The sequence below is a fragment of the Sphingobium sp. MP9-4 genome (assembly GCF_005281675.1).
In the GTDB taxonomy this organism is placed as follows: Bacteria; Pseudomonadota; Alphaproteobacteria; order Sphingomonadales; family Sphingomonadaceae; genus Sphingobium; species Sphingobium yanoikuyae.
The window spans coordinates 1-4,981 of record NZ_LUFI01000103.1 but is presented as its reverse complement, the minus strand read 5'-3'; the positions used below and the strand labels follow the sequence as shown (position 1 = coordinate 4,981).

General features: G+C 65.0%; 5 protein-coding genes. 1 reads left to right on the top strand and 4 read right to left on the bottom strand.

What is annotated here, in order from left to right; translation table 11 throughout:
- Positions 1-229 precede the first annotated feature (229 nt).
- Positions 230-1,126 (top strand): hypothetical protein, encoded by an 897-nt coding sequence (locus A0U87_RS25265; RefSeq protein WP_206366632.1) that lies wholly within the window; start codon positions 230-232, stop codon positions 1,124-1,126.
- Positions 1,127-1,469: 343 nt separating this feature from the next.
- Here the strand turns inward: A0U87_RS25265 and A0U87_RS25260 are convergent, their stop codons facing one another.
- The 4 genes from A0U87_RS25260 to A0U87_RS26535 form a co-directional block, all read right to left on the bottom strand.
- Positions 1,470-3,743, bottom strand: coding sequence for a P-loop NTPase fold protein (locus tag A0U87_RS25260; RefSeq protein WP_137406113.1), 2,274 nt, complete (start codon positions 3,741-3,743; stop codon positions 1,470-1,472).
- A complete protein-coding gene (locus A0U87_RS25255; protein WP_137406112.1) occupies positions 3,706-3,942 on the bottom strand; it encodes a hypothetical protein in 237 nt (78 codons plus the stop codon). Before A0U87_RS25255 ends, A0U87_RS25260 begins: the two co-directional genes overlap by 38 nt.
- 466 nt (positions 3,943-4,408) lie before the next feature.
- Entirely contained in the window at positions 4,409-4,642 is a 234-nt protein-coding gene (locus tag A0U87_RS25250) for an AlpA family phage regulatory protein (protein WP_136186955.1), read from the bottom strand.
- A 150-nt stretch (positions 4,643-4,792) separates the two neighbouring features.
- A partial coding sequence (locus A0U87_RS26535) for a hypothetical protein (protein ID WP_206366631.1) occupies positions 4,793-4,981 on the bottom strand: 189 nt, incomplete at its 5' end.

Sequence of the window (4,981 nt, the reverse complement as noted above, 5' to 3'; positions counted from 1 at the left end):
CACGCAGCTTGCCGATGATCTCTTCCGGCTTGTGCTTCTTGCTCGGCATTCAATGTCCCTTTCGCGGTCCAGACTATCATAGTCTCTGGGCCACTCAGCGGGGGGCAGATCAATCTCCTCAACGGAATCGCTCGCGCAGGACTTCGACGGGTTCGAGCCGACCTGGCCTGACATCGAGGACAGGAAGCGACACGCGCTGGACAGGGCGCTCGACGGTACCGACCAGCACGTGGCGGATTCGGTGCGGGAAGTGTTGCTGCGCCACGAGCACGCGGCAATCGCACGCCGCAATCGCGCCTTCATGCTATCCCACGCCGACGACAGCTACTTCCGAAAGGAGGGCGTGGCGGGCGGGAGGCCCGTCGCGCGCTACGAGCTGGAGCAGGCGCTGAGGCAGGCCTACAACCTGCGCTCATCCTACGTCCACCGGCTCAGCGCGCTACCAACCTCGATATCGCATCCGCATGGCCACTGGGAGAGCACCACGGTCGATCGGCGACCAGTGTTGACGTTCCAAGGCCTCTACCGTCTGACGCGCAGGGTCATCGAGCACTTCGTCGCGACCGGGCAAAAGGTCGAGACAGAGACCTACGACTACACACTCGAGCAATCTTGCGTGATCTCGGTCGAGTTCGCCCCGCAATATTGGGTGTGGCGCCCGCTTGCCAAACCCGCCGAGGTGAGGATGCGCTTGGAAGGCATGCTTTCGCTCGCGCACAGCCTGCTGATCGGAGAAAAGGTCGAGCTCGGCGACATGAGGCCGGTGCTCGCCGACGTCGAACGACTGCTACCCCAGGCACCCACGGCGACACGCCCCTCCATGCTGCTGTTCCACATCCTCACCAACCGGCTCTTCGCGGCCGAGCAACGGTCGCCGGGCGCCCAGGAGTTCCTCGAAAGATACGCCGCGGAGGCGTTCGCTCCCGGGCCCGAGGCGGTGATCGTCGGCACATACATGGGCGAGGTCGACTGGCCGCTGGAGGAGCATTCAAGCTCGATCGGTATTTCGAGGAGCGTATGCGGAAGAGCGGCCTCCACGCACCCAGGATCCTGGAAGCGGCGGCGATCCTCGCCCTGGCCGAGCGCTTCCGCTCTGGGGGCGACCCGGATGGAGCGAGGCGCTTGATCGGTCAAGCGGTCGAGGCGGATCCGGCCATCGCGGCGCTTCGCGAATTTGAGCGCGAGTGGTCTCCAGAGATTATGGTCAACTAGAGAGCGCTGCTGCTACCGGCAAGGTCGGATCCCGACCCTGGGGAGTCGACCGGCGACGCCTAGCCACCCGCCTCTGTCGGTAGACGGCCAGCTTGAAATCGCGGTCGTGCAGACCGCCGATGTAGCAGCAGCAGCGGCCGTCGAAGCCGACGCCGTCATTGCACATCATCTCGGTGCGTTACCAGCGTCGGGCGGCAAGCGCCATCTGGCGCCAGAGGGGAGTCCGGATGTGGGAGGGCGGCAGCAATCGGGGAATTTCACCCGTGTTCCGTCGCCGCGGTCGCTTCGGCTGGGTCGGCAGCCACCTGCCGGTCCCTCCAGCGCTTGGCGGCGTCGTGGATGCTCAGGCCATTGAACCCCGTGCTGCGCGATATTGCCGCGGTGACCAACCCGGCGCCGGGTTCCGGTGGCTCTCTCTTCTCGAGCGCCAGCAGACGATCCACCACCTCCGGCGGACTGTCGAAGAAGTTGTGTATCGCTTCGAGCGAGAGGGACAGGTTGGCGCAGGATGAGCTGACCGACGTCGAGCAAACCTTCAGCATGAACTCGACGAACGCTCCGTCCTCAGCCGTTCGCTCTGCCACCGCCTTGACGACCTCGTCGCGTCCACCGGCCTGGGACCAGGCGTAGAGAATCGTGATCGCGTTGCGCTCGGCGAGTATCCGGTCGAGGCCGCCAGCGGCGTAGCGCCGGACCATGATCGACCTGACCGCGTCGAACGTCGCGCGGTCGGTAATCGCGTCGGAGGCGTCGGGCCGGTCCCCGTAGAAGCCATGGGAGAAGGTCTCGTTGCGGAGCAGGTGGCTGATGAACCCGAGCGACTGGCCTTCCGTGAAAAGGCGTTCGACCAAGTCCTTCCACTGTTGCTCGGGAAGCACTCGCGACAGGCGCTTGAGCAGCGCCCCGGCGAGGTGCCATATCCTTGGATAGCCCCAGTCGTCGCCGGCCTCGTCCTTGGCGAGTTCATCGGCGACGTTCACTAGACCCAGCGTGAGCACCTCGACCGGCCATCCCTGGACGATCTCCTCGTCGAAGCTGGCTAGCTGGTCGAGCAGCCTTTCGGTCTTCGTGGCGCCGGCGTCTCCGCGTTTCTCGCTGAGCCGCAGGAAGAGCGCCGCCACATCGTTCATTCCGCCGTTGGCCGCCTCGAGGAGCTCGGCGACGTCCGTGTCGGTGACGCTGTCGGCGGGCTCCGTCAGCGTGAAGTAGAGGCGAGAGTGGCTCGGACTCGCCAGTCGCGCGCGCTCGAAGTCCTGCGCGTGCGCGCCGCGCTGCGCCTTCGAGAACAGGCGCTCCTCCTTGCCTTGGTTGAAGTTGTGGAAGTTGAGGCCGGGGAGGTGTCGTTCGAGTTCGAACTGCATCCGCTTCCAGTCCAGCCCTTCGGCGGCCAGGGCGTCGTCCATGCGCTTGGCCAAGGCGTTCCGCTCCGCCTCGGAGATGTGGACGCGGCCCGCCGCCAGCGCGGCGTAGGCGGTGAGATACTCCTCGATCCAGCGGTATAGGGCGGGTTCGGTGACGGCAATGATCCGCAGCCACACGAGGTCCACTAGGTCGACCCTCCCGTTGATGCTGGGCCAGTATGCGCGAAGGCTGTCGAGCACGCGCACGACGCTTCTCGCGGTGTCGAAGCCCCTTCCGCCGGTCTCGTCGATGACGTGCAGCAGATCGGGCACCCGGCGGGGGTCGCATTCGGCGAAAGCCTTGAGTTCGGCGGTGAACCAACGCCTCAAGGCGAAGGATTCCGGCAGCGGGACGCCGATCTCGGTCTGCACGATCTTCTCGAGATACGCGCTCCCGTCGCCGACGCCGGTGGCCTTCTCGACCGCATGCTTCAGTATCGTCGCGTCGTAGCAGAGGAGGTAGGACACGTTCGGGAAGTCGGCGACGGAACGGACCAGTCTCAGGAGCTCGCCCACCTCGCGCGGCTCGAGCCGGTCGACGTCGTCGATCGTGACCACGATGCGGCAGTCGAGCTTGACGAGCGCGGCCGACAGGTCGTCCTTCTGCGCAGCGAGCGTCGGGCCCTCCGAGGCGTCCTTCGCGGCCGCGGCCAACCCTTCGAGCACCGTCCCGATGATGGCCGCGCCGGGGATGGCGAGACCGGCCAGCCCCGCGAGCTTCCCGACCGGACCGAGGTGGCCGGCGAACCTGCGGGCCTTCTCCGAGACCTCCTTGGCCGTGATCATCGACGTGCCTGTCGCGTCACCGCCGGCATGCTCGAGGCCGGCGATCGCCTTCACGAGGTCCTCGAACAGGCTGGCGAGGAGCTGGTCCCGGTCGCCGACGAGCCAGGGCCGGAACTCGACGACGGCGACCTTGCTCTGGTCCATTCCTCTCAGCTTGGCGACGACCAGCGCGAGCAGGCTGGATTTGCCCGATCCCCACTTCCCTTCGACGCCGAGGACGAACCCCTTCCCAGCGGCCTGCGTCGTCAGCGCTTCGGCGATGCGGTCGGCAAGCGGACCGAAGCAGAAGCGGTCCTGCTCGGGGCCTTCAATCGGGCGATCGCCGTGAAATGAGTTCGTGGTCATGGCCCATCATGCTCGTCCGCGCCGCTCTGAGCCAGTCCTTTAACGGCTGACGGCGCCGCGCGACGGGAGGCGGCGATCGGTCCGGGATGGACTCGAAGGAGCCGCCGCGGTTCAGCCCGGCGATGTAAGACGCGATCTCGCCCGCAGGTAGCAGCGGCGCGAACAGCCAGCCAAGGAAGAATGTGCCGAGCGCCGCCATCGAGAAGGCTTAGTCGCTCAGTTGACGAAGAGCGTGATGCACAACGCCCTTCCAGTGCTAGCGCACCGAGCCAAGGTCACCGGACGCGCGAATGTCGGCTTATGTCGGAAGCCGACACTGGGCGAACCGGGCCGGAATGACGGCTTTGTCCCAGACCCAGTCATAATCTGACAGTCTGCTTCCAAGTATCGTAATTTTGCGGTCGAACGACTTGGATGGGCGCGTTGCTGCCCTCCGACGGAAGCCTTCTGCAATCCTGTGAATGGCCGCATTTCTAGGGCAAGTTCTCGAAAGCCGCCCTTCCGAAAAGTCCCATCCCTTGCCGTTAGCAGCCCCACTGAAACCCGTCCCAAACTGATAAAAGTAATCCGGCCGGAAAAAATCTCCCGGCAGGACCATAGTTCAGGGAGGTGCCGCTCCAAGGGGGAGGGGAGCGACAGGCTTGATGTGATGGGCATCGATGACCTTATAATGACGGCGTGTTTTGCCGCTTGTCGGCATCCTCGACCGTCCAGAACATGGGATTGCGCATCCAGTCGTTGATGGCGGATTCTCGCCATCCCATGCAGCGCGTGGCGATACGGACCTGCTTGGGAAAGGTTCCGGCCTGGACCTTGCGATAGAGTGTCGCCCGGCTGAGCCCGGTCCGGTCGAGGACCGTATTGAGCCGGATTATGCGATCGGGTGGCTGAGAGATCATGGTCGTTTTCCATCTCTTGAGTGGTGACATGAGCGCGCCTGATCCCGAGGATTATTGGGCGGTTGCCGCGCGTCAACCGCCTGAGAATTGGGAGATCCTGCCTTGTCGAACCCCGGCAAGCCGAGGCGCACCCAGGCGCAAAAACGGCCATCAAAATAATTTGATGATGTCTGGCCGATGCCTCGCCGGCTCTGCCGGCTGAGACGTTTTGAGCTGATTGATTTGGTGGCTGCGGCGCGCGCGGCGGGCCGCGCGCATAGCATCTGATTCGGGTCGGGGCGGCGCTGCGTGCCGCCATGCGGTCATCGCGCTTCGCGCGATGGCGTTGGCCTCCGGCAT